Annotated in this window: 18 protein-coding genes and 1 pseudogene; 16 read left to right on the top strand and 3 right to left on the bottom strand. The window is 42.0% G+C overall.

Translation table 11 applies throughout. The annotated features are described in order from the left end of the window. Nucleotides 1–15 precede the first annotated feature (15 nt). The 4 genes from DQQ01_RS15075 to DQQ01_RS15060 all read left to right on the top strand — a co-directional run bounded on the left by DQQ01_RS15075 (nucleotide 16) and on the right by DQQ01_RS15060 (nucleotide 4,573). The gene (locus DQQ01_RS15075) at nucleotides 16–1,050 is read left to right on the top strand and encodes a LacI family DNA-binding transcriptional regulator (protein WP_111920666.1); all 1,035 of its coding nucleotides are present in this window, start codon (nucleotides 16–18) and stop codon (nucleotides 1,048–1,050) included. 56 nt (nucleotides 1,051–1,106) lie between these two features. After that, the gene (locus DQQ01_RS15070; protein ID WP_111920665.1) at nucleotides 1,107–3,371 is read left to right on the top strand and encodes a glycogen/starch/alpha-glucan phosphorylase; all 2,265 of its coding nucleotides are present in this window, start codon (nucleotides 1,107–1,109) and stop codon (nucleotides 3,369–3,371) included. A 93-nt stretch (nucleotides 3,372–3,464) separates the two neighbouring features. Beyond that, nucleotides 3,465–4,016, top strand: coding sequence for a chromate transporter (locus tag DQQ01_RS15065; RefSeq protein WP_111920664.1), 552 nt, complete (start codon nucleotides 3,465–3,467; stop codon nucleotides 4,014–4,016). Further along, nucleotides 4,013–4,573, top strand: coding sequence for a chromate transporter (locus DQQ01_RS15060; RefSeq protein ID WP_111920663.1), 561 nt, complete (start codon nucleotides 4,013–4,015; stop codon nucleotides 4,571–4,573). Before DQQ01_RS15065 ends, DQQ01_RS15060 begins: the two co-directional genes overlap by 4 nt. Nucleotides 4,574–4,580: 7 nt before the next feature. On the opposite strand, the gene DQQ01_RS15055 is transcribed toward DQQ01_RS15060, so the two are convergent. Then, on the bottom strand, nucleotides 4,581–5,762 hold the full coding sequence (locus DQQ01_RS15055) for a MerR family transcriptional regulator (RefSeq protein ID WP_111920662.1): 1,182 nt from the start codon (nucleotides 5,760–5,762) through the stop codon (nucleotides 4,581–4,583). Nucleotides 5,763–5,962: 200 nt separating this feature from the next. Between DQQ01_RS15055 and glmS the strand changes: the two are divergent. From glmS to DQQ01_RS15040, 3 genes and pseudogenes are all read left to right on the top strand, one after another. Then, nucleotides 5,963–7,802: pseudogene (gene glmS / locus DQQ01_RS15050) on the top strand (glutamine--fructose-6-phosphate transaminase (isomerizing)). Nucleotides 7,803–7,883: 81 nt separating this feature from the next. Next, nucleotides 7,884–8,942: a 3'-5' exonuclease gene (locus DQQ01_RS15045; RefSeq protein WP_111920661.1), complete on the top strand. Its 1,059-nt coding sequence runs from the start codon at nucleotides 7,884–7,886 to the stop codon at nucleotides 8,940–8,942. Nucleotides 8,943–8,970: 28 nt separating this feature from the next. Beyond that, nucleotides 8,971–10,338, top strand: a complete 1,368-nt coding sequence (locus DQQ01_RS15040) for an MATE family efflux transporter (RefSeq protein ID WP_242980435.1) — start codon at nucleotides 8,971–8,973, stop codon at nucleotides 10,336–10,338. 61 nt (nucleotides 10,339–10,399) lie between these two features. On the opposite strand, the gene DQQ01_RS15035 is transcribed toward DQQ01_RS15040, so the two are convergent. Then, nucleotides 10,400–11,437, bottom strand: a complete 1,038-nt coding sequence (locus tag DQQ01_RS15035) for a threonine aldolase family protein (protein WP_111920982.1) — start codon at nucleotides 11,435–11,437, stop codon at nucleotides 10,400–10,402. Between the two features lie 144 nt (nucleotides 11,438–11,581). After that, nucleotides 11,582–12,346, bottom strand: coding sequence for a helix-turn-helix domain-containing protein (locus tag DQQ01_RS15030; RefSeq protein ID WP_111920660.1), 765 nt, complete (start codon nucleotides 12,344–12,346; stop codon nucleotides 11,582–11,584). A gap of 149 nt (nucleotides 12,347–12,495) precedes the next feature. Between DQQ01_RS15030 and DQQ01_RS15025 the strand changes: the two genes are divergently transcribed. From DQQ01_RS15025 to DQQ01_RS14985, 9 genes are all read left to right on the top strand, one after another. Next, nucleotides 12,496–14,775 (top strand): glycoside hydrolase family 3 C-terminal domain-containing protein, encoded by a 2,280-nt coding sequence (locus DQQ01_RS15025; protein ID WP_111920659.1) that lies wholly within the window; start codon nucleotides 12,496–12,498, stop codon nucleotides 14,773–14,775. A 199-nt stretch (nucleotides 14,776–14,974) separates the two neighbouring features. Further along, nucleotides 14,975–16,246 (top strand): ABC transporter substrate-binding protein, encoded by a 1,272-nt coding sequence (locus DQQ01_RS15020; protein ID WP_111920658.1) that lies wholly within the window; start codon nucleotides 14,975–14,977, stop codon nucleotides 16,244–16,246. Beyond that, the gene (locus tag DQQ01_RS15015) at nucleotides 16,243–18,087 is read left to right on the top strand and encodes a cache domain-containing sensor histidine kinase (RefSeq protein WP_111920657.1); all 1,845 of its coding nucleotides are present in this window, start codon (nucleotides 16,243–16,245) and stop codon (nucleotides 18,085–18,087) included. Before DQQ01_RS15020 ends, DQQ01_RS15015 begins: the two co-directional genes overlap by 4 nt. Beyond that, nucleotides 18,065–19,591 (top strand): response regulator transcription factor, encoded by a 1,527-nt coding sequence (locus DQQ01_RS15010; RefSeq protein ID WP_111920656.1) that lies wholly within the window; start codon nucleotides 18,065–18,067, stop codon nucleotides 19,589–19,591. Before DQQ01_RS15015 ends, DQQ01_RS15010 begins: the two co-directional genes overlap by 23 nt. Before the next feature lie 119 nt (nucleotides 19,592–19,710). Then, on the top strand, nucleotides 19,711–20,997 hold the full coding sequence (locus DQQ01_RS15005) for an ABC transporter substrate-binding protein (RefSeq protein WP_111920655.1): 1,287 nt from the start codon (nucleotides 19,711–19,713) through the stop codon (nucleotides 20,995–20,997). 12 nt (nucleotides 20,998–21,009) lie between these two features. Beyond that, nucleotides 21,010–21,894 (top strand): carbohydrate ABC transporter permease, encoded by an 885-nt coding sequence (locus DQQ01_RS15000; protein ID WP_111920654.1) that lies wholly within the window; start codon nucleotides 21,010–21,012, stop codon nucleotides 21,892–21,894. Further along, nucleotides 21,894–22,739: a carbohydrate ABC transporter permease gene (locus DQQ01_RS14995; protein ID WP_111920653.1), complete on the top strand. Its 846-nt coding sequence runs from the start codon at nucleotides 21,894–21,896 to the stop codon at nucleotides 22,737–22,739. Before DQQ01_RS15000 ends, DQQ01_RS14995 begins: the two co-directional genes overlap by 1 nt. A 165-nt stretch (nucleotides 22,740–22,904) precedes the next feature. Then, entirely contained in the window at nucleotides 22,905–24,374 is a 1,470-nt protein-coding gene (locus DQQ01_RS14990) for an aminotransferase class I/II-fold pyridoxal phosphate-dependent enzyme (RefSeq protein WP_111920652.1), read from the top strand. Then, entirely contained in the window at nucleotides 24,367–24,954 is a 588-nt protein-coding gene (locus DQQ01_RS14985; RefSeq protein WP_111920651.1) for a nucleoside/nucleotide kinase family protein, read from the top strand. The genes DQQ01_RS14990 and DQQ01_RS14985 overlap by 8 nt, the downstream gene beginning before the upstream one ends. Nucleotides 24,955–24,958: the final 4 nt, after the last annotated feature.

The following is a 24,958-nucleotide window of genomic DNA, read 5'->3' as shown; positions in this document are numbered from 1 at the left end:
GAGGAAGATACCGTAATGGGAAACATGACAATAAAAGATATTGCGAAAAAGTGCGGGGTAGGTGTCAGCACCGTATCCAGGGCCATGAACAATCATCCGGATATTAATCCGGAAACAAAAGAAAAAATTTTGCAGACGATTGCAGAGTCTAATTATGTACCAAATAACAGCGCAAGAAATTTAAAGCGAACAGATGCAAAGGCAATCGCTGTCCTTGTAAAAGGAATTGGAAATACTTTTTTTAACGATTTGGTCAGCGGGCTGGAAAGAGAATGTCAGCGTATGAATTACAGTTGTATTTTACAGCATGTAGAAGAACAGGAAGATGAGCTGGATATTGCTTTGCATATAACAAAAGAGAAAAAGCCCCGTGGTCTGGTCTTTCTGGGAGGAAGCTTTTCACACCCCAGAGAAAAAATGGAGCAGCTTGAGATACCGTATGTACTCAGTACCATTCGAGCTGCAGATATGGAAGAAAAATATGCGGCTGTTTCTGTAGACGACTTTAAGGAGAGCTACAAGATGACAGAATATCTGATAAATCTGGGACATGAGAGAATTGCAATTCTGACAGCGCCGAAGGAGGATAAAAGTATTGGAAAGCTGCGTCTTTTGGGATATCGAAAGGCATTGCAGGATTATGGAATTCCTTACTCGGAGGAGTTGGTAAGCTACATGAATGCAGAGGAGGATCGTTATTCTTTTCGCTCCGGCTATAAGCTGACAAAGCAGCTTTTGCAGGATACAGAATTTACAGCTCTTTATGCAACTTCAGATACCATGGCCATAGGAGCCTGCAGGGCGCTTAAGGAAGCAGGGATTTCTGTTCCTGCGCAGTGTTCTGTGGCGGGATTTGATGGTATGGATACAGGGGAGTTTTATATTCCAAGTATTACTACTATACGTCAGCCTGTAGAAAAGATAGCAAAAGCAACCGCAGATTTGCTTTTTGATATGATAAAAGGGAAAGAAAAGCCCCATCAGTTAGTCTTTGAGGGAGAGCTTTTAAAAAGGGAATCTACTGTTCCGCCTGTAAAAAGGAAATTTTAAAATTCAAATGTTTATACAAAGACCATAAAAAGAGATTACAATAGAGGAGAAAAAACGTGGAAGAAAAATTAGAAGCATTACTTGCCGGCAGATTTCAGAAAAATTTGGATAACTGTACAAAAGAAGAGCTTTTTGAAGCATTGCTCCTGTTTACCAGAGAGGCAGCAGAAAAGCTTCCGGCAAATACAGGGAGAAAGAAATTATATTATATTTCTGCAGAATTTTTGATTGGAAAACTTTTATCTAATAATCTGATTAATTTGGGATTATATGAGGAAGCAGAAAAAATATTGAAAAAGCATGGTTATGAATTATGCGAGATAGAGGAACTGGAAGCAGAGCCTTCTCTTGGAAATGGAGGTCTGGGAAGACTGGCAGCCTGTTTTCTGGATTCCATTGCAACATTGGGTTTACCGGGTGATGGGATTGGGCTGAATTATCACTTTGGACTGTTTCAGCAGAAATTTCAAAATCATAAACAAAAAGAAGTGAAAAATCCATGGATAACAAAAGAGAGCTGGCTGATGAAACAGCCGGACAGCTTTTTGGTACAGTTTAAGGATTTTGCGGCAGAGGCTGTTTTATATGATATTGCTGTTCCGGGATATGAGTCAGGCTGCGGAAGACTGCATTTATTTGATGTGAAGACGGTTGATGAGAGGATTGTACCAGAGGACAGTATTGATTTTGATAAGGAAGCGATCCGTAAAAATCTCACTTTGTTTCTCTATCCGGACGATTCCGATGATGCGGGACGTAAGCTGCGTATTTACCAGCAGTATTTTATGGTGAGCAGTGGCGCACAGCTCATTTTAAAGGAATGTGAACAGCAGGGTTATGATTTGCGTAAACTTCATGAGCATGTGGTAATTCAGATTAATGATACTCACCCCTCTATGGTAATTCCGGAGTTGATTCGCCTTCTTCAGGAAAAGGGATTTTCCATGGACGAGGCCATTGACACGGTCAGCAAAACCTGTGCGTATACCAATCATACGATTCTGGCAGAGGCATTGGAAAAATGGCCATTAGAGTATCTGGAGGAGGTTGTTCCTCAGTTAATTCCGGTTATAAAAGAACTGGATAAAAAAGTAAGGAAAAAATATGCAGATGAATCTGTGTATATCATAGATGAAAATGAGCGAGTGCATATGGCACATATGGATATCCACTATGGATTTTCAGTCAACGGTGTGGCTGCTCTTCATACAGAGATTTTGAAAAAATCAGAACTTAAGAATTTCTATGATATTTATCCGGAGAAATTTAATAATAAGACAAACGGTATTACCTTCCGTCGTTGGTTTTTGCACTGCAACAGACAGTTAAGCAAATATGTGGAAGACCTGATCGGAAACGGATTTAAGAAAAACGCAGAGGAACTGGAAAAGCTGCTGGTGTATAAAGATGATGAAAAGGTACTGCAGAGGCTGGCAGAAATTAAGCTGGAGAAAAAACTGGAATTTAAAAAATTTATGGAGGAAACTCAGGGTATCGAAATAAATGAAAATTCCATTATTGATGTGCAGGTAAAACGTCTGCATGAGTATAAAAGACAGCAGATGAATGCTTTGTATGCTATTTACAAGTATCTGGATATCAAAGCCGGAAATAAACCAAAGCGTCCGATTACCATGATTTTCGGGGCAAAAGCAGCGCCTGCTTATGTTATAGCAAAGGATATTATTCATCTGATTTTATGTTTACAGGAGCTGATTGAGAATGACCCTGAGGTATGTCCATATTTCCGTGTGTTGATGATTGAGAATTACAATGTATCAAAGGCAGCAAAAGTGATTCCGGCAGCAGATATTTCCGAGCAGATTTCTCTGGCATCAAAGGAAGCCTCCGGCACAGGAAACATGAAGTTTATGTTGAATGGAGCTTTGACGCTGGGAACAGAGGACGGTGCAAATGTAGAAATCCGGGATTTGGTAGGAGAAGAAAATATTTATATCTTTGGTAAGAAGCCGCAAGAGGTTTTAGATTTGTATGCAGAATCCGCATATTGTGCAAAGGATATTTATAAGAAGGACAGTCTGATTCAGAAACTGGTAGATTTTATTACAGGCAAGGAGCTTTTGGCTATCGGAGAGAAGGAGAGCCTCTCTCGTCTGCATAAGGAGTTGATTGGAAAGGACTGGTTTATGACCCTTTTAGATACTAGAGAATATATCAGGATAAAGGAACAGGTATATGCAGATTACGAGAATCAGAAAGAATGGAATCAGAAGGTTCTTATAAATATTGCAAAAGCAGGATTTTTCTCCTCAGACAGAACCATTGCTCAATACAACGAAGGGATTTGGCATTTAAAATAAAAAGAATTTTTTAAAGCGCATATACAAGTATACAAAAGCAAAAAAGTGTGATAATTTTATAGGGTGAAAAATTTCAGCTAGGAGGATTCAGAATTGAAGGAACTTTTAGAATTATTCTGGGTTTTTGCAAGAATGGGCGCAGTGACCTTTGGTGGTGGTTATGCCATGCTGCCGATTATCCAGAGGGAGATTGTGGAAAAGCGAGGCTGGGCAACCGAAGAGGAGGTTATGGACTATTATGCCATTGGACAGTGTACGCCGGGTATTATAGCAGTCAACACCTCTACTTTTATCGGGTATCGAAGAAAAGGAATACTGGGAGGCTTTGTCGCTACCTTTGGGTTTGTGTTCCCCTCTCTTGTGATTATTATGCTCATCGCGGCATTTTTGCGTAATTTTGCCCATATTACTTATGTAAAGTATGCTTTTGATGGTATTAGAATCTGTGTATGCGCTTTAATTTTAGATGCAGTGTTAAAGCTTGGAAAGAAATCTGTCATAGATAAATGGTGTGCAGGAATCTGTATTGTCATTACTCTGCTAAGCGTATTCACCTCTCTTTCTCCGGTTGTGCTTGTTATTCTGTCTGCCGCAGCAGGAATCAGTATAAAAAGTATGCAGGAGATGAAAGGAGGAAAGGCATGATTTATCTTAGACTGTTTTTTGAATTTTTTAAGACAGGATTGTTTGCCGTAGGTGGAGGATTGGCAACACTTCCGTTTTTGTATGCCATATCTGAAAAAACAGGCTGGTTTACTGCAGCAGATATTGGGGACATGATTGCAATATCAGAATCCACACCGGGAGCTATGGGTGTGAATATGTCTACCTATGTGGGATTTTCTGTGAAAGGAATACTGGGAGGAATCATAGCAACGCTGGGTCTGGTACTGCCGTCTATTCTTGTGATTATTATTATCAGCAGAATGCTGGAAAAATTTAAAGAAGCCCGCATTGTGCAGAAGATTTTTTATGGACTGCGGCCAGCTTCTACCGGACTTATTATTGCGGCCGGAATCGGTGTAGCTATGGAAACCTTCCTTCCTGGAAGTAAGATTACTTCTTTGCAGAGTTTTCTGGATTTTCATTGGGAACGGCTCTTGCTGGCAGCACTTTTGTTTTTTGCCATTCAGAAATGGAAAAAACACCCGGTCATTTATATTGCAATCGCAGCAGCGGTGGGAATCCTTTTTAAACTGTAGCTTTATATCAGGATTTTTGGCAAAGGAATACGCCGGCTTCTTTTGTAATATGAAATCCTGCGGTTGTTTTTTTGGCTACATAAGAGCGAAATTCCTTATAGCGGTCCAGTAAGTACTGATTCTGGTTTCCGTGACAGGACAGAATATATTCAATAATAGGCTCTGGTGTATCAACGAAAAGGCTGTCCTCATATAATTTCCATTGAACAATATGAAAATAAGGGGAGAGAAGCTCTGCTCCATTTTCTTTCCCAAACTTTTCATATAGCTTTTCTGCGGATAAAATAATACGGCTGTCAAATTCCTGTACAAGCCGGCTGATTTCAATCATGTGCTGTGTGCCATATGCACTGCACAGGAAATGTCCCTGAGGCTTTAAAACTCTGGATACTTCCCGGCAGACCTGGGGAATATCACAGTAAAATAATACATGATTGGCAATGACAAGGTCAAATTGCTGGTCTGGATAAGGAATTTTATGACAGTCAAAGGCACGAAAAGAGAAACGGGAATCTTTGGTACCGATTTCTCTTTGGGTATCCCGCAGCATTCCCCGGGAGATATCAGAAAGGGTAATGGAAATCTCTTCTGGAATCAGAGAGAGATTTTCTTTCCATAGAGCTCCGTTTCCACAGCCTATTTCCAGAACGTTCATGTTTTTTTGAAGCTGGCATTGCTCAAAAAGCCAGGGAAACCACCCTTGTTTATTTTCTGAATAAAGGTTATGTAGATGAATTCTGGCAGAAATATTGCTGGAATTCTGGTACTGGCTTTTCATACTTTTTTCCATATTTGTAAGATGAATTAAATTCAGCATATGGCTCCAGTTAACAGCATGATTGGTGCGGATTTCTTCCGTGGTATCCTGTATGGCCTTTTCCACCATCTGAAGCTGCTCAATACGGTCTTTGATCAGCTTTTGCTGAAGGTTCAGGGAGTTCAGCATAAAGTGATAATCCGCATCATTAATGGTCATTTCTTTAATATCGTCAAGAGAAAATCCCAGATATTTTAATAGTAGAATTTGCTGCAAACGGGCGAAATCCCGGTCTGTATAAAAACGAGAACCAGAGGGTGACACATATGAGGGCTTTAAAATATTCTGTTTGTCATAGAAGCGTACGGTTCTTACTGAAATATTTGCCATTTTGGCAAATTCACCTGAGGTATAATAACCGGGAAGTTTCATTGGATCTGCCTCCTTTATTCTGAGTATGGTAAATATTATAATAAAAAACAGGAGAAATGGGAACCTTTTTTGTAAAGTATGAGAAAAATCAAAAGACAGAAAATAAACAGTTAAAAAAACAAAAAAAATCTGGTATAATGGAGCAGAAAGTGTAAAAAAAAGAAACAATTATGCAAAAAAGACATCAGGAGGCGGAAAACATGTGTGGAATTGTTGGATATGTGGGAAATGAAAATGCAGCATCTATTTTAATTGACGGTCTTTCAAAGCTGGAATACAGAGGTTATGATTCTGCCGGTATTGCTGTGCAGGATAATCGTGATGAGCAGGGAAAACTCGAAGTGATTAAGGCAAAGGGACGCTTACAGGCGCTTCGGGAGATGACAGATAACGGGAGTACAGTAAAGGGCTGCTGTGGAATCGGACATACCCGTTGGGCAACACATGGAGAGCCGTCTGTGGTTAATGCCCACCCCCATGTGTCAAAGGATAAAAAGATTGCAGTGGTACACAACGGAATTATTGAAAACTATAAGGAAATCAAGGAGTATTTACAGAAAAAGGGTTATATCTTTGTTTCGGAAACAGACACTGAGGTTCTCGCACATCTTCTGGATTATTATTATCAGGGAAATCCTTTAGAAGCAATTACAAAGGTTTTGGGAAGAGTGAGAGGCTCCTATGCATTGGGGATTTTATTTCAGGAAAACCCAGGTGTTTTGTATGCAGTGCGAAAAGACAGCCCTTTGATTATTGGGAAATCTGAACAGGGAAATTTTATTGCTTCTGATGTTCCGGCGATTTTGAAATATACAAAAACAGTATGTTATATTGAGGATAGGGAAATTGCAGAAATTACAGCAGATACCATTCAGTTTTACGACGAAGACCAGGAAGAAATACAAAAGGAATTTAAAACTGTAGAGTGGGACGCCAAGGCAGCAGAAAAAGAAGGCTTTGAGCATTTTATGCTGAAGGAAATCTATGAACAGCCAAAAGCAGTGGCAGACACCATCAGTCCCAGAATAAAGGACGGGAAAATTGTGATTGAGGAGCTGGAGATGTCTGATGAGGAGATTCAGAATATCAGCCGTATTCAGATGGTAGCATGCGGTTCGGCTTATCATGTGTGTGTTTGTGCAAAATATGTACTGGAGGAACTCACAAGGATTCCGGTTGATGTAGACCTGGCATCAGAATTTCGATACAGAAATCCCCTTTTGACAGAAAACACGTTAGTGGTAATAGTCAGCCAGTCTGGAGAAACTGCCGATTCCCTGGCTGCATTAAGGGAAGCCCAGAAACGGGGATATAAGGTTCTGGGCATTGTAAATGTAGTGGGGAGTTCTATTGCCAGAGAAGCAGACAGCGTTTTTTATACATGGGCAGGGCCGGAAATTTCGGTGGCAACGACAAAGGCCTATAGCACTCAATTGGCAGCTGTGTATCTGATTGGGCTGTTATTTGGAAAGGTTCGGGGTGTGTTGGCAGATGAGGAATATGAATCCTATATTCAGGAGCTTGAGGTGCTTCCGGAAAAAATACAGCATATTTTGAACGAAAAAGAAAGAATCCAGTGGCTTGCCAATAAATATTCTCACGCAAGAGATGTTTTCTTTATAGGAAGAGGTCTGGATTATGCTATTTCCCTGGAAGGTTCTTTGAAGCTGAAGGAAATTTCCTACATTCATTCAGAGGCTTATGCAGCAGGAGAATTAAAACATGGAACCATTTCACTTTATAGAGGATGGGGTTTTGGTTATAGGAGCAGCAACGCAGCCGAATTTGTTTGAGAAGGAAATCAGCAATCTGGTAGAGGTGCGAAGCAGAGGGGCATCTGTTTTAGGTCTTACTTCCTATGGAAACTATTCTATGGAGGATATTGCAGATTTTACGGTGTATGTACCCAGGACAAAAGATGTGTTTGCAACTAGTCTGGCAGTGATTCCCCTACAGCTTTTATCATATTATATATCTGTTGCAAAAGGTCTGGACGTAGATAAACCAAGAAATCTTGCAAAGAGTGTTACCGTAGAATAAGCCGGGGCTGCATTGACTTGAGGGGGATATTTTGCTAGAATAATTCTGCACAAATGATGATTCCGAAAGAAAGGTGCTGGTATGAATTATATTATTTTGGACTTGGAATGGAATCAATGTCCTTACGGGAAGGAAAGAGAAAATAAGAAGCTGCCTTTTGAAATTATTGAAATCGGTGCAGTGAAAATGGACGAAAACGGGGAAATCATCAGCTCTTTTCAGCAGATTATAAAGCCTGCTGTGTATCGAAGGCTGCATTTCCGTACAAAAGAGATTCTGGATATAGATGTGGCGATGCTGGAGAAGGGAATGTCTTTTGGAAAAGCAGCAAAACAGTTTTTCAGATGGTGTGGTCCAGAAGCAAAGTTTTGTACCTGGGGTTCTTCTGATTTAGTCGAACTGCAGCGAAATCTGAAGTATTATCGTATGATAAATTTTTTGAAGGGACCGATTTTTTATTATGATATACAAAAGCTGTTCGGATTGTATTTTGAAGGTGAGAAAACGGCAAGGTCTTTGGAATATGCCATAGATTTTCTGAATCTTGGAAAAGAGGGAAAGTTCCACAGAGCACTGAATGATGCGTATTACACTGCTGAAATTCTGAAGAAGCTTCCGGAAACTTTTGTTCAGGAACACTATTCTATTGACTGTTATCAAAATCCCAAAGCTAAAGGTGAAGAAATCTATCGTGTTTTTGAAAACTATTCCAAGTATATTTCCAGAGAATTTTATTCAAAAGAAGAAGCCATGGAAGACAGAGAGGTAACGAAAACGAAATGCTTTCTCTGCGGCCAGACAGCCAGAAAGAAGGTGCGCTGGTTTTCTCTGAATCCCAAATCTCATCTCTGTCTTGCTTATTGTCCGGAGCATGGATATTTTAAGGGAAAAGCACGAATAAAGAAGACGGATGAGGGAAGGTACTATGTAGTTAAGACCTTAAAGTGTATAGATGAGCAGGAAGCGGATTTTATTCGTCAGAAAAAAGAAGAGCTGCGTAAAAAAAGACAGATGAAGCGGCACAATGAAAAGATTCGGGGAAGCAAAAGTTCCCTGGAACAGTCAAATGAGGAAAACAGGAGCCGCAGTTCTGCCTTGAGGAAGAGGGAAGGAAAGAAGAAACGCAGGAAAGAGAGATAAGAGAAAATACAAAGGAAGGTGATATATTATGAAAGGACAGGAAATGCCCCAGGAAAATAAAATGGGGGTTATGCCTGTAAACAGGTTATTGATTACCATGTCTGTGCCTATGATGATTTCCATGCTGGTACAGGCATTGTACAATGTAGTAGATAGTATGTTTGTGGCACAGCTAAACGAAAATGCATTGACAGCGGTTTCTCTGGTATTCCCTATACAGAACCTTATGATTTCTGTGGGAGTGGGTACCGGAGTAGGTATCAATGCTTTGTTGTCCCGAAGCCTTGGAGAGCGGGAATATGACAGGGCAAATAAGGCAGCGAATCATGGTGTGATTCTGGCAATCCTCAGCTATCTGGCATTTGCGGTGCTGGGACTTACCATGGCAGAATTCTTTATGAAGGTGCAGACCCAGGATCCGCAGATTGTGGCGTATGGTACCTCTTATTTGAGAATTTGCTGCGGTTTGTCCTTTGGTATGTTTTTGCAGATTACTTTTGAGAGATTGCTACAGTCCACAGGAAAGACCTTTTATACAATGATTACACAGTCCCTGGGAGCTGTAATTAATATTGTTTTAGACCCAATTATGATTTTCGGTTTGTTTGGCTTTCCGAAAATGGAGGTTGCCGGGGCAGCGGTTGCAACTGTGGCAGGACAGATTATTGCAAGTATTGTAGCTCTTTGTATTAATTTGAAAAAGAACCATGAGATACATTTGAATTTACGAGGATTCAAATGGTCAGGAAACATTGTGTCCGGTATTTATGCAGTAGGCGTTCCATCTATTGTGATGTCCTCTATCGGCTCTGTGATGACCTTTGGAATGAACAAAATTCTGATTGCATTTTCTTCTACAGCTACGGCTGTATTTGGTGTGTATTTCAAGCTTCAGAGTTTTGTATTTATGCCCGTCTTTGGACTGAATAACGGTATGGTTCCTATTGTGGCTTTTAATTATGGGGCAAAAGAAAAGAAACGAATTACCAGAACTATTTTTTTGAGTGTATGCTATGCTACAGGCATTATGCTTTTGGGAATGCTGCTGTTCCAGTTTATGCCGGGGCAGCTTCTGAGTATTTTCAATGCTTCTGAAACCATGAAGGAAATCGGGATTCCGGCTCTTAGAATTATCAGTATCTGCTTTATATTTGCAGGCTTTAATATTGTGAGTTCTTCGGTATTTCAGTCTATGTCCCATGGAATGCTGAGCCTCTGGGTTTCTCTGGTAAGACAGCTTTGTGTGCTTCTTCCGGTGGCCTTTGTACTGGCAAAGGTGGGAGGCCTTCACGCTGTATGGTGGGCGTTCCCCATTGCAGAGATTTTTGCTCTGACGATGTGCGGGGGATTTTTGCGATATGTGTATAAGAAGCAGATATTACCGCTGGAAAAATAAGAAAAATTCAGGGCGTTGCAAATTTATGAATCATAAAATTTTGCAGCGCCCTGAATTTTCTCTATTCTGTTTTTATCATTTCTTCAAAATCTTTTACAAAATCCTTGACTGCTTCTTCATTGGTAGCCCAGGAGGTACAAAATCTCAGACAGGTATGTGCTTTGTCAGGCTTGCATTGAAAGGTTGTCAGATATTTTTTGTTGATTTTCTCTGCCAGTCCATCTGGGAATATAGGGAAAATCTGGTTTGTAGGCGCCTCGCACAGAAGAGGAATGCCCGCTTTTTCAAAAGCTTCCTTTAAAGGCTGCATGCGTTCAATACTTTGCTGTCCCAGACGGACATAAAGGTTATCTTTGAACAATTCTTCGAACTGCACTCCCATAATCCAGCCTTTGGCTAAAATAGCGCCATGTTGTTTCATGTTAAAACGGAAATGTTCTTTAAAGTCCTCATTTACCAGAACCAGTGCTTCTCCAAACATGGCTCCTACCTTGGTGCCTCCAATATAAAAAGCATCACAGAGCTTTGGCATATCCGGAAAGGTCAGATGTGTATGTTCGCTGGCGGCAAGGGCAGCAGCAAGACGGGCGCCGTCTATATAGAAATAAAGCTGGTGGCGTTTACAGAAAGCATACAAGTTTTCCAGTTCTTCTTTTGTATACACAGTCCCCACCTCTGTAGGGTTTGATACATAGACCAGACGCGGCTCTACCCAGTGTTCATTCTCATGTAAATCCAAAACCGGACGGATTAAATCAGGGGTCAGTTTTCCGTCTTCTGTTAAAACCGGATAGACTTTATGGCCGGTTGCTTCAATAGCGCCGGTTTCATGGGTGTTAATATGTCCGGTTTCTGTACTGACAACTGCTTCATAAGGCCGCAGAATGTGAGAAATAAAAGTCAGGTTTGTCAGAGTTCCGCCAGCAATAAAATGAATATCTACGCTGTAATCTTCCAGTACCTCCTGTATCAGCTCTCTTGCAGAGTCAGAGTGCGTATCCAGACCATAGGAATTATTTTGGTGATAATTAATCATGTCTAATGCCCGGAGAATATTCGGGTGTGCGCCTTCACTGTAATCATTCTGAAAACTATACATAATAAAATCCTCTCTTCCTGCGTGAAACTTTATATCCATTCTAACACAGAAACTTCCCTATGCACAGAGAAAAAGCAGCAGAGTATTCAGTTTTTTGAAATCCCCTCATTCCTCTGCCTTGTATCTGGAACAAAGATTCTGCTGTTATTCGTTGTACGAGTGTGTGGTCTTCCTGCGAAATTTCCCAGGTGTAGTGCCATTTTGCTGCTTAAAGCTTTTGATGAAATGGCTTTCGCTGGAAAAACACAAAATGGTGCTGATTTCCGAAACAGAATAATCGTTATAAAGCAACATACTCTTGGCAGTGTCTATTTTTTCCTGTTGAACGTAAACCATGGGACTGCGTCCTGTTTCCTCACGAAAAAGATGGGAGAAACGGCAGACACTCAGCTCGGAAGCAGCAGCCAGGTCCTTTAAGGTGATTTTTTCCTGAAGATGGCTTTGGATATAATTGATGGCCTTTCGCACTGCGCGGGAATAAGGCGGAGAAAGTTTTTGATGCTTTACTGCATTGGAAAAATCCCGCACAGCACGATTTTGCAGCTTATGAATTTGTTCCACGCAGGTACAGGATTCGGAGGTCTGAATATAGCTGTCGCTCATAGCATAGGCCAGATTTTCCGGTACGCCTGCGTCCATGGCAGCTCTGGTAATCTGAGTGATAAAGGAAATCATTAAAATCTGTGCCTGCCGCAGGGGATTTTTGGAAAGAGTTCCAGCTTTTCCTGTGTGTTCCATTAAATGCAGCCGCTCTACAGCCAGATGGACATCGCCCATGCGGACGGCCTCCAGCATCTTTTTTTCATAGAGATAGGGGGTATGAGGGATAAAAGCTTCCCGGCTCTCCAGTAATATTTTTCTTGTTTTCTTATCTAAAAAGTCAAAGGAATCTGTATTGTAAATTTCCATAAAAATGCCTCTCCTTTTTTGTATATTATACCAGAGAATTGACAGCAATAATATATTAAAAACAGCAAAAAAATAATATTTTTCCTTTGGAAAGTGTGGTAAGTTTATTTCATAAAAGAACCGTTTAAGAATTAGGAGTGAAGAACTGTATGAAGCGAGATGTAAAAGCGATTGTAAAGGAAATGACACTGGAAGAAAAGGCGGGAATGTGTTCCGGAAAGGATTTCTGGCATCTGAAAAGTGTAGAACGTCTGGGGATTCCGGAGGTCATGGTCAGTGACGGCCCTCACGGATTGAGAAAACAGGCAGATGAGGCAGACCATCTGGGATTAAATGACAGCATTAAAGCCGTGTGTTTCCCTACGGCCTGTGCAACAGCCTGCTCTTTTGATCGGGATTTGCTGGAAGAAATGGGAGAAAGACTGGGAGAAGAGTGTCAGGCAGAAAATGTATCCGTCATTCTGGGACCGGCAGTAAACATCAAACGTTCCCCTCTGTGCGGAAGAAATTTTGAATATTTTTCCGAGGATCCGTATCTGGCATCACAGATGGCAGCAGCACAGATTAAGGGGGTGCAGTCTAAGCATGTGGGAACCTCAATTAAGCATTTTGCCGCAAATAACCAGGAACACAGAAGAATGTCCTGTTCTTCTGAGATTGACGAGAGAACCTTCAGAGAAATTTATCTGGGTGCCTTTGAAACAGCGATTAAAGAGGCAAAACCGGATACGGTTATGTGCTCTTATAATAAGATTAATGGGGAATTCGCATCTGAAAACTATCGTCTGCTCACAGAGATTCTGAGAGATGACTGGGGATTTGAAGGTTATGTGATGTCTGACTGGGGTGCAGTCAATGAGCGTGTGAAGGGATTGAAGGCTGGTCTGGATCTGGAAATGCCGGGAAGTGGCGGCTGCACAGATAAAGAAATTGTGGAAGCTGTGAAAAACGGTGATTTAGACGAAGCAGTTTTGAATACAGCGGTGGAAAGAATCCTGAATATTATTTTTAAATTTACAGATAACCGTCAGGAGGCAGTCTTTAACCGGGAAGAAGATCATAAGCTGGCAGCCAAAATCGCAGCAGAATCTATGGTGCTTTTGAAAAATGAGGGAATTCTGCCGATTCAGCCGGAAGGAAAGAAAATTGCCTTTATCGGAAAATTTGCAGAACAGCCCAGATTCCAGGGCGGCGGAAGCTCTCATATTAATTCTTTTAAGATTACAGGCGCTTTAGAGGCAGCAAAAGAGATTGCAGAGGTTACCTATGCACAGGGCTATGAGGTTAAGGAAGATAAGGTTGATGAAAAATTACTGGAAGAAGCAGTGCAGACAGCAAAAGAGGCAGATGTTGCCGTGATTTTTGCAGGTCTTCCTGATGCTTTTGAATCCGAAGGCTACGACAGAACTCACATGAGAATGCCGGAATGCCAGAACCTTTTGATTTCTGAAATTGCCAAGGTCCAGAAGCATGTAGTGGTAGTCCTGCACAATGGTTCTCCGGTGGAAATGCCATGGGCAGATGACGTGGAAGGCATTTTAGAGGCATATCTGTGCGGAGAAGCAGTCGGACAGGCAGAAGTGGGTTTACTTTTCGGACAGGCAAATCCATGCGGTAAGCTGGCAGAAACAGTGCCGTATAAGTTATCAGACAATCCTTCTTATCTGCATTTCCCGGGAGATGGAAAAACTGTGGAATATAAAGAAGGTGTGTTTGTTGGTTATCGCTATTATGATACAAAGGAAATGCCGGTGCGTTATCCCTTTGGCTATGGTTTAAGCTATACAACCTTTGAATACAGCGATATGCAGGTGTCTGCAGAGGAAATCAAAGATACAGAAACACTGAAAGTTTCTCTGAAGATAAAGAATACCGGAAACATGACAGGTAAAGAAATCGTACAGCTTTATGTGGCAGATAAAACAGGCGCTGTAAGCCGTCCGGTAAAGGAATTGAAGAATTTTGTGAAGGTGGAATTACAGCCTCAGGAAGAAAAAACGGTGGAAATGGAACTGGATAAGAGAAGCTTTGCATGGTACTGTACAGAGCTTGCAGACTGGTATGCAGCAACCGGAGAGTATGAAATTCTGGCAGCAGCCTCTTCCCGGGATATCCGTCTGAGAAAGACCGTGAAGGTGATTTCTTCCCAGAATCTTCCTCTTTCCGTAAGTCGAAATACAACCATCAGCGAACTTCTGGAAAATCCCGGAACCGCAGTTATGATCAAAGAGCTGGCAGAAAGTCTGGTAGCGCATATGGGAGGTTCTCAGGAAGCAGAAGAAGGAAATGCGGCAGCAGAGGCAATTACGCCGGAGATGTCCATGAAAATGATGGAAAATGCGCCTCTTCGTTCCATGAGAAGCTTTATGGGAATGAAGGAAGCGGAATTAGATGCGTTGATTCAGAAATTGCAGGACGCAGTTGTATAAAATTGTTTTTTGAAAAATAGAAAAAGGGCTTAGACAGACCGCATAAACAGCAGAAAAAGGAGGTTGCTGTTTATGCGGTTTTTATTTCATAGGAAAATCTCTCAAGCGAGATTCTTTGTGAATCCATACGAATGCCGCATTGTCTTTCATTTTCCCCCATGATATAATCGACAATAAAGTATAAAGTTTGGAGTACCCCATGATGAAAAGAAAAATGATGTTGCTTTTGTGTGCCTGTATGCTGGTGTTCTCCGGGTGTCAGAAGGAAGAGCCGGTGCCTGAACAGGAAAAGATTCGTCTGGAATTTTACAACCGAAAACGAGAGGTTTATGCTGTTCTGGAGGAAATAATCGGAAAATTTAATGCATCTCAGGACGAAATTGAGGTTTATCAGAATATGAACACCAATGCCGACACAGCCTTGCGGATTTCTGCGGTAGAGGGGGAGTTTCCCGATCTTGTAGAGCTTGGGGGCCTGCAGAGTGTGGAAACCTTTGAGTATGTTATGGGGAACTGTCTGCGCCCTCTTGAGGATATGGAGTGTGCCGGGAGGATTAAGGAGGAATATCTGCCGTACCTGCACTACGATTCCCATCTTTACCAGATGCCTCTTGCTATGAGCTTTGAAGGGATTTATGTAAATAAAGACCTGTTTTCAGAGGAAGGCTTAAAGATTCCGGAAACCTATGAAGAACTGTGCCAGGTGTCCGAAGAAATTCAGAGCCGAGGCAAGGTTCCCTTTTTGTTTGCGGACAAAGAGAGCTGGACCGTGCATCAGAATTGGGAAAGCATAGAAGGCGCAATACGGGGAAATTTTGAGGAGATTTGGGCAGAGGTTGCCACCGGAAAAACCTCTTTTACCGAAGACCCCATAAGCCGGGGTTCTCTGGAAAAGCTGATTGCCCTGCATCAATATACCACAGAAGAATGCAGGGATTTAAACTATGACGAGGCCATGACCCAATTTGCCCAGGGGGAGGCATTTATGTTTATGCAGGGAAGCTGGGCTTACGGAAGTATTATGGAGAGAAATCCACAGATGAACCTGGAGTTAATTCCATTTCCTGTGGATAACGGACAGGAACAATTTGTGACCATGTGGATAGACAGCAGCGTGGGGATTTCCAGGGACTGCAAATATCCCGAGGAGGCAGAAAAATTTGTGGAATTTCTCATGAAGCCGGAAATTCTTCAGCTTTATCTGGATGCAGAATGTTCTCTTAGCAGTATGGAGGGAAATAAAAATCGGGCAGAGTATGCTCCGCGGGTGCACCAGCTTATCAGAGAAGGCAGAGCAGGAATGGATGCTTCCTGGTTGCCTCTGCAGACCAGTGTTATCCGGGATAAGGATATTCTCTCTCTGATGCCGGACGCAGGGAAGGTGGAGATAGATGACTATTTGGATACTTATACAAAAAGCCTGCAAAAGCATAAGGACTTATATCTGGAAGCAAAGGAGAAAAGAGAATGAAACGCAGAAAAAAGCAGTCTTTTCAACAGAAAATGCTGTACGGATTAGGCGCCTTGTTTGCAGTTTCCCTTCTGGCATTTTTTGCCTTTTTTATAGGAAGCTACCGCACAGAATCTCAGACAGAGATAGGGCGCATGGAGGAATACAACGAGCAACTTGCCATGAATCTGGACAGTGTTCTGGATAACACAAAGTCTTTTTTGTACTTGCATTTTTCAGAGGATAAAATCCGCAACCTGCTCACCTGCGACGACAGTGATATTGACCCGGAAGGACAGAAGCAGACAGAAAAGGCTTTGGAAAAATATTTAAAGGTGCTGGTGGATATGGGGCAGGACGCACTGCGGGCAGCCATTGTAACAAAGGATGGCAGAGTTTATAAAAGTGTAGAGGAAATCCAGGACGATTACATAGAGAGAATGGATTTTTTGACAAAGGACGTTGTATGGGAAAAGGGAAAGCCAGGGTATTTCAGCCCGGTGCATAAGGAAACCATCAGCCTTGTGAAGCATAACGTTGTATCTTTTGTCAGTCCGATATGGAATATTATGCAGGAAGAACCCATAGCCACTATTTATGTGGATTTGGACTTTGATAAACTGTCAAATCAATGGTATCGCTCTGCAAAATCAAACCAGAGCTTTGAATTTTTGGTTTTGGGAAAAGAAGAAGTGTTGTTTGATTCTGAGGGCAAAAGAATGGGAAAAGCAGAAAGCCAACAGGAGGCGGAAAAACAGTGCAATGCCCTGCTGGAGTCCGGAAAACAGCATGGAGTTTTAGAGCTCCACGGAAAGAAATGTGTGGTTTCTGTGACAGGACATAAGGAAACAGGCTGGTGTTTTGTGCAGTATCTTTCGGTGTGGAAAATGGCATCTAAGATTCTGGATAACATGTCGGTGCTTTTGATTATTCTGGCAGCAGTCATTGTCATTACCGCAGCGGGCAGTTATATTCTGGTAAAGCGTGTCAGCCATCCGGTGCGGGAACTGTCAGACTTTATGGGCAATGTGGCAGGAAATACAAGGGAGGAGCAGGAGATTGCCTTGTTCCCGGAGGGGCAATCCCAGGGAACAGAGGAAATTCTGCAGATGATAAACAGCTATAATGCCATGGCAAAGCGAATAAACGATAACATTATTAAAGAGTATATTTATAAGTTGAACCAGAAGCAGGCAGAGATGAAAATGCTGCAGTTCCAGATAAACCCTCATTTTCTGTATAATGCTTTAAACACTATAAGCTCCATTGCCCAACTGCAGGACGTGGAATATATTCCGGAGATTGCATCCGGGCTTTCGGACATGTTTCGCTACAATATTGACGGCAGGGAGATTGTTTCTCTTCGGGAGGAGCTTGCCCAGACAGAGAATTATATGTGTATCCAGAAGATTCGCTTCCCGGAACGTTTTTTAGTGGAAATTTCCGTGGAGGAAGAGTTGCTGGATTGTCGGGTATTGAAGTTCATTTTACAACCTATTGTGGAAAATTCTTATAAATACGGTTTTACCGGGAAAAAGAAGCAGGATATTCTGCGAATTACAGGGCATCGGGAGAACAATGGAACGATTCTTCTTACTGTAGAGGATAATGGCATGGGAATTTCAGTAGAAAAGCTAAAAAGGATTAATGAATCTCTGGCAGGAGAGAGTGGATTTGAGGCAGCAGCAGGAATTGGACTTCGTAATGTAAATGCCAGAATTAAGAATTATTATGGAAGTTTTTGTGGCATTTGGCTGGAAAGCGAGTTGGGAAATTATACAAGGGTGCATCTTCGCATAAAAGACATATCAGTTATGGGAGAAAGAGAGGAGAAAGGATATGCGGGTGATTGTTGCAGATGATGAGTTTTTTGCCAGAAAGGCGCTGGTAAAAAGAATTGGGGAACTTTCAGAAGAAATTGAAGTCTGCGAGGAGGCAGAAAACGGCAGACAAGTTATGGAGCTTTTGAAGAGTCATGGAGCAGATTTGGTCGTTACCGATATCCGTATGCCGGATATGGACGGGCTGGAGGTTGCAAAACAGGTAAAGGAGCAGTTTCCGGAAACCAGCGTGATTATTGAAAGCGGATATGCGGATTTTGATTATGCTACCACAGCAATTCGGTACGGGGTAAAAGACTATCTTACAAAACCAGTGAAAAAGGAAGAACTGGAAAGAGCCGTACAGAGAGTAAAGGAGGAGAAGAAAACGCTGAACCAGAAGCTGGAAAAACAGCTTGCAGTTTATAAGGGGCAGCTTATGGACTTTTCACGTATTCTGGAAAATGAAACCGCAGCCAGAGAAATTCTGGGAGATTTGTTTGAAAAAATGAAAGCAGAAGCCTGGTATCTTCTGACAGCACAGAGCTGCAATAAAGTTGTTGGAAAAGAAGAAATCAGTCAGATTTTGGAGATATTCAGAAAAGAAGGGGAAACGGGAGGCGCTTATTTTTATCCAAAGAATGAATTTATTTTTGTAGTAAAGGCAGGAGAGAATGGGGACTTTCCGGAAGGCTTTGTGAAAAAGAAGCTGATTGCATGCTGGAATCAGGCAGGAGTTGCTTTACATATGGGAGTCAGCCAGTATCATGAGAAGACAGAAGCTTTTACCAAAGAGGGAGCAGGGGCGTACAGGGAGGCAGTGTATGCCATAAATCAGAGGCTCTTGCAGCCGGAACAGCAGATATACCGCTATGAGGCAGAGGTGAATGTGAATCAGTTGTTTTCTCAGGCAGAGGAAAGAGAATTGGAGAAATATCTTACGGAAAATAAGGAGCAGGAGGCAATAAAAATTGTAGAGCGGCTCTTCAGACAATGCGAAAACAATCCGGAGGTCAGTATTTATTCTTTATTTACTTCTCTGATACAGATTATGAATGTGATTAACCGGGTGTATACTATGCGGAAGGAACAGGAAAATACCGAGGCAGACAAAAGCTCTTATCTGTTGTTTAACTTTAAGGCAGATTTGTATGCTTTTCATTCCCTGGAAGAACTGAAAAAATACATTTTTGGATTGCTTTCCGACGTATCAGAGGAGGAAGGGCAGAAATCTTCGATTATTGAGGATTTGTTGAAATATCTGGAATGGAATTATCAGTATGACATCAGTGTAAATGAGCTGGCGGCCCATAAATATTTTGTGAATCCCAGTTATTTAAGCCGTTTGTTTAAGTCAGAAACAGGGAAGACCTTTTCTAAATATCTCACGGAGCTGCGGATTCAGAAGGCAGCAGAACTCTTAAAGGAAAGCAGCCTTAAAATCGGAGATGTGGCGCTGTGTGTAGGGTATAATGATGTGTCTTATTTTATACAGACCTTTAAAAAGCGTTACTGCATGACACCGGAGCAATATCGAAACGGGTAAGAAAATTCTTATGCGTTACATCAGATAAATTATACTGAAAAAAGGACGTTCTCCTTATAATAAATTCCAGAAAGAGGGCAAGAGAGCCCAAAAGGAATGTTATAAGGAGGACTTTTTTTATGAAAGGGAAGAAATTAACAGCCCTGGCAATAACAGCTGTCATGGGTATGAGTGTATTAGCAGGCTGCAGCGGCGGAAGTGCAGAATCAGGAAAAGAAACAAAAAAAACAGCAGACGGAAAGACAGAACTGGAGCTTTTCAGCACAAAAGCAGAAAACAAAGAAACCTTACAGAAACTGGTAGACACTTACAACGACTCTCAGGATAAAGTAAAGGTAACACTGACACAGCCGGCAGATGCAGGTACGGTATTGAAAACCCGTATGACTAAAAATGACTTGCCGGATATGGTTGCCATGGGCGGTGACTTTAACTATGCGGAATTACAGTCAGCAGGCGTCTTAACAGATTTATCCGGGGAAGCGTTCTTAGATAATATCAACGAATCCTACATGGAAATGTTGTATGCATTAAACAAAGACCAGGAAGAAAAGAGCTATGGTGTACCATATGCAACCAATGCTTCCGGAATTATTTATAACAAAGATATTTTTGCAGAGAACAGCATTGAAATCCCTACGACTTTCTCAGAATTGCTGGCAGCCTGCGAGAAACTTCAGGCAGCAGGGGTGACACCTTTTGAACTGACTTTTAAAGATGCATGGACCATTCTTCCTGCATGGAACGCCATGGCGCCGGTAATGCAGCCGGAAAACTTCTACACAGACAGAAAAGAAGGAAAGACTACTTTTGAAGGAACACATGAGGCAGTTCTGGAAAACTATCTGAAGCTGGTTCCATATGCACAGAAAGACTACATGGGAACTTCTTATGACGACGGAAATAAAAAGTTTGCAGCAGGCGAAGCAGCTATGATGATGAATGGAAACTGGGCAATCACAGAAATCAAAAAAGCAAATGCTGATGTAAATCTTGACATGTTCAAATTCCCTTCTACAGATGATGCAGAGGCAAATAAAGTAACCTCAGGTGTGGACGTGCTTTTAGGCATTACTACAAACTGTGGTGATGAGGAAGGTGCAAAGGATTTCATTAACTTTATGGTTCAGAAGGAAAATGCACAGCTTTATGCAGAAGAACAGTTTGCTTTCTCCGCAGTAAAAGGTGTTGAACAGAATGACCCAAGCGTTGCAGGTGTAAAGGCAGACATTGAAGCAGGTAATGTTGTAGACTTCCCGGATCACTACTACCCAAGCGGATATGATTTAAGCGCAGCGCTTTCCAACTTCTTCCTGGAAAAAGGAAACGGAAAAGATGATGCAAAAAATATTGCAGATACATTAAAGAAACTGGATACAGATTATGATACATTGAACGTCAACTAATGAGGTAGAAGAATGAAGAAAAAACGCGGAAAGAAACCTGCAGTCAACAAGGCATTTTATTTCATGGTGGTTCCGTTTATGATTCTGTTCTTCCTGTTCCATACCATACCGTTTCTCCAGGGTATTTTCTACAGTTTTACCGACTGGAAAGGGTATGGTATCTGGAATACCGTGGGACTTCGGAACTACATTCAGTTTTTCAAAGACCCGGCCATGGGACAGACCTATGCATTTACCATTAAATTTGCCCTGTGCGCGACTATTTTAGTAAACGTACTGAGTCTTGCTCTTGCCTGCGGACTGAATGCAAAGATTAAATTTAAAAATACCATTAAGGCAATTTATTTCCTGCCTTATATGCTGGGAACGCTGATTATCGGTTTTGTATTTAACTTTATTTTCGGCAATGTGATTCCTCTGTGGGGACAGAAGCTGGGAATTGAAGCGTTAAGCACCAACATTCTGGGTACAAATAGCGCATGGCTTGGAATTTTATTTGTCACCGTATGGCAGGCAATGGCGTTTAATACTCTGATTTACCTGTCCGGTCTGCAGACCGTGGATCGTGACGTATACGAAGCCGCAGACCTTGACGGCGCAACAGGATTTAAGAGATTTACCAAGATTACCTTCCCGTTAATTGCTCCGTTCTTTACCATTAACATGGTTTTGAGTGTGAAAAACTTCCTTATGGCATTTGACCAGATTATGGCAATGACAGGCGGCGGTCCAGGTACATCTACCACAAGTATTTCTGTATTGATTTACAAACGAGGCTTTGACGGCGGACAGTTTGCGTACCAGTCAGCCAACGCGGTTATTCTGTTTCTGATTATTGCGGGAATTTCCATATTCCAGTTGAAGGTACTTGAGAAGAGGGAGGCGAAGATGAACTAATGGGAAAAAGTAAATGTAAGATAAAAGAAAAATACAACTGGCCCATGACGATTCTGCTGATTGTTCTGGCAGTGGTGTTTATCCTCGGACCTTTATATATCGCTGTTTTAATTGCAGTAAAAGACCCGTCAGAAATGGCAAATGTGCTGTCTTTCCCGAAAAAGCTGCGTCTGCAGAACTTTGTAGACGCCTGGGTAATGACAGATTATCCCAGAAAATTTATGAATACCCTGTTTATCACAGTTGTGAATCTGGTATTTACCATTCTTACAAACTCTATGGTAGCTTATGCGATTACAAGAAACAAAGACAAGAGTAAATTATTTAACCTGGCATATTACTATTTTGTCAGCGCTATGTTTATTCCCTTTAACGTAATTATGCTGCCATTGGTAAAACAGGCGTCTGCTTTCCACATGGACAATATTTTCGGAATTACCTTTCTGTATATTATTTTCGGTCTTCCAATGAATATTTTCCTGTATACAGGCTTTGTAAAATCCCTGCCTGTTGCCCTGGACGAAGCCGCGTACATTGATGGTGCCACACCGTTTCAGACCTTTTATAAAATTGTATTTCCGTTAATGAAGCCTATGAGTGCAACTGTAGCCATTCTGTCCTTTATGTGGACCTGGAACGACTTCTCCATGCCTCTGGTGCTTTTAAGCGAAGAGAAATATCAGACCCTGCAGCTTGCACAGTATGTATTCAAGGGACAGTTTAACACAGAGTACAACCTGGCGTTTGCCTCTTATCTGCTGGTGCTGATTCCTATTCTGCTGGTATATATTTTCTGCCAGAAATGGATTATTGCAGGTGTTACAAACGGAGCTGTGAAAGCGTAAAAATTAAAGAAGTATGTTGAAAGCTGCCGCATAAGAGAGCAGTTGGGAAGTTTCCTGACAGCTGCCCTTATGCGGTAGCTTTTTTCTGCTTTCTATTGCTATAGTATTTTTAAAATGTTAAACTTATGGAACATTATTTTGTAATAGCAGACAGGAGATTTTCATATGAACGATCTTGATAAAGCCCTGTACCAATACAGCCGCAGTGATTTTTATCCCTTCCATATGCCGGGACATAAGCGGCAGGTACAAAATGAATATCTATGCAATCCCTATGCTGTAGATATCACAGAAATTACAGACTTTGACAATCTGCATCATGCAGAAGGCATTTTAAAAGAAAATCAGGACATGGCGGCAAGCCTGTATCATACAGAGAAATCCTGGTTTTTAATTAATGGAAGCACTGGAGGGATTCTGGCGGCTGTTTCGGCCTGTACTTCCCGGGGAGGTAAACTGATTATGGCGCGAAACTGCCACAAAGCGGTTTATCATGCAGCATATCTGCGGGGATTGGAAACTGTATATTTATACCCATCGTATGAGCCTTTTTGTGGATTGAACGGAGGAATCTCGTCCATAGATGTGAAAAAAGCCCTGCAGGAAAATCCGGATACAGAAGCTGTGATTTTAACCTCTCCCAGCTATGATGGTGTGGTATCTGATATCAGGAAAATTGCAGAGCTTGTTCACAGTCGCGGAATTCCTTTGCTGGTAGATGAGGCTCATGGCGCTCACTTCCCTTTTTATAAGGGATTTCCTACATCAGCATTAGACCTGGGGGCAGATGTGGTGATTCACAGCTTACATAAGACACTCCCGGCTATGACCCAGACAGCTCTGCTTCACAAAAAGGGAAACAGAGTATCAGAAGAGAAGCTGGAGGAGTTTCTGGATATTTACGAAACCAGCAGCCCTTCTTATGTACTTATGGGCGGGATTTCTTTTTGTCTTCGATATATAAAGGAGCAGGGAGAAACAGCATTTCGGAAATTTTGGCAGAATCTGCAGCAGTGCCGAAAATCTCTGGAAGACCTCAGGGTACTGCGGTTAATTGGAAAAGAGCTGAAAAATCAGGAGGACATTTTTGATTTTGATGATTCTAAAATTGTGATTTCCACAGCATGGGCAGATTTAAGCGGCTGCCAGCTTCACCGGATACTGCGCGAGAGATATCATCTGGAAATGGAAATGGAGGCAGAGCAGTATGTACTGGCGCTTACCAGTGTGATGGACAGCAGGGAAGGATTTCGGAGATTGACAGAAGCGCTTCTGGAAATTGACCGGGAACTGGCAAAGAGGCGGTCAGGCAGGGAGGGGAGCGCTGCAAGAGAACTGTGCTTTATAGAAAGTAGCAGTCAGACCTGTAGGGAACAGGCGCTTCCTATCTGGAAAGCCATGGAAAGTTCCTGTGAAAGCATTCTGCTGGAAAAAAGTCAGGGCAGGATTTCTGCAGAGTATGCATATCTGTATCCGCCGGGAATCCCCCTTCTGGTACCGGGAGAAAAAATTGACAGTGAATTTTTAAACCATGCAGAGAAATTAAAGCAGCAGGGGCTTCTTTTGCAGGGAATGAAGGATTACAGTCAGAAATTTATCAGAGTTTTGAAAAAAGAGGAGAAAACAAATGGGTAAGATTTTTTATATTATGGGAAAAAGTTCTTCAGGAAAGGACACGATTTACAGCCGTTTGCTGCAGGACAGCGAGCTGGGACTTTCCAGAATTGTATTATATACCACCAGACCTATGAGGGAAGGGGAAACGGAGGGAAAGGAATATCACTTTACAGACAGGGATTTCTATGAAAAGCTGCAGGCAATGGGAAAGGTGATAGAGGCTCGTACCTACCAGACCGTGTATGGCCCCTGGACCTATTTTACCGCAGATGACGGAACGTTGGAGCTTAAGAAAAACAGCTATCTTGGTATTGGAACTCTGGAATCTTATCAGGGTATGAGGGAATATTATGGAGAGGACAAAGTGGTGCCTGTGTATGTGGAGGTGGAAGACGGAGAACGTCTGAAACGTGCCATTCGCAGAGAGGAACAGCAAAAAGTGCCGAAATACGAGGAAATGTGCCGACGTTTTCTGGCTGATGCAGAGGATTTCAGCGAGGAAAAACTGCGGGCGGCAGACATCAGGGAAAGGTTTTTCAATACAGAGCTGGAGAATTGTATAAAAGAAATTAAAAACAGGATACAAAAGTTGCAGTAGACGG

The organism is Blautia argi (assembly GCF_003287895.1).
In the GTDB taxonomy this organism is placed as follows: domain Bacteria; phylum Bacillota; class Clostridia; order Lachnospirales; family Lachnospiraceae; genus Blautia; species Blautia argi.
The sequence above is the reverse complement of the archived record's forward strand: the minus strand, read 5'-3'. Positions and strand labels throughout refer to the sequence as shown.